Source organism: Prevotella sp. HJM029 (genome assembly GCF_000599605.1).
GTDB lineage: Bacteria > Bacteroidota > Bacteroidia > Bacteroidales > Bacteroidaceae > Prevotella.
On sequence record NZ_AZHT01000141.1, the window covers coordinates 1 to 914 of the forward strand.

The 914-nt window shown below is 45.6% G+C and carries 2 protein-coding genes; both read right to left on the reverse strand.

Features of this window, described 5'->3' with window-relative positions; translation table 11 throughout:
• The coding region (locus X919_RS0106115) for a hypothetical protein (protein ID WP_028899414.1) at nucleotides 1-409 on the reverse strand (409 nt) is incomplete at its 3' end.
• On the reverse strand, nucleotides 406-914 hold a 509-nt coding region (locus X919_RS0106120; RefSeq protein ID WP_028899415.1), incomplete at its 5' end, for a site-specific integrase. The genes X919_RS0106115 and X919_RS0106120, both read right to left, overlap by 4 nt.

A 914-nucleotide genomic window follows, 5' to 3' on the forward strand; every position in this document is an offset into this window, starting at 1 on the left:
TCGTGTTACCGAGCAGAAATATCGGTGTTATCACGGATGCAGATTTCTGCAACCTCTCACAGAGATACTTCCTGAACAAATGTGCTTCTATGCTGTCCAACAGAAACGACAGGACGATGATGACAGGAAGCGGATAGAGCGGAGCATAACCTTTTAGTTGTTCGTTTGCATAAATATCTTCCTCACCTGCAACCCTTTCATCGGGATGCAGGTTAGAAAATCTCATCAACGCTTGCAGTCTATGGTTAAGTTTACTCCACGTTACACCGAAGAACCTCACAAGTTCACTCTCCATCATAGCGATTTCGCCATTCCCCTTAAGGACAACTTGCATATTGCCGCCCCAATCAAAATAACTACGATGATTGGCAGTGTTTGTTCTTATGTTTGGATTGTTGTTTGTCTTCATGCCGTTTCCTCCATTTTATAGATTGATATATCCGAAGGTTCACAAGCCCCTTTCTCCGTTGGTTCTCTCTTCATTTCCGATTGTTTGGCGATGAGCCTATCCATATCCTCCGAAATTTTCTTGTCCGTTACCTGAGCATAAATCTGTGTGCTTGATATGGAAGCGTGTCCCATCATCTTGGCTATGCTCTCAATAGGTATTCCTGCGCTTAGGCTCATCGTACCGAAGGTATGCCTTGCAACATGGTACGACAATCTCTGTCTGATACCGCAAGCCTTACCCACGATGCTCAGGTTCTTGCCCATCACGCTACGGCTGCAATGAGGTTGAAAGACAAGGCTGACGCCTTTTTCTTTCACCGTCTGCTGTTCTTCGTTTCCTGACTGCGCATTCCTGCAATGGCTGATGATGTTTTCAGCTATGGGGTGTAACGGTACGACAAACTCAACCTTTGTCTTCTGACGCTCCTTGCGTATATACATCTGTCCATCCGCTGCTGTTTGGA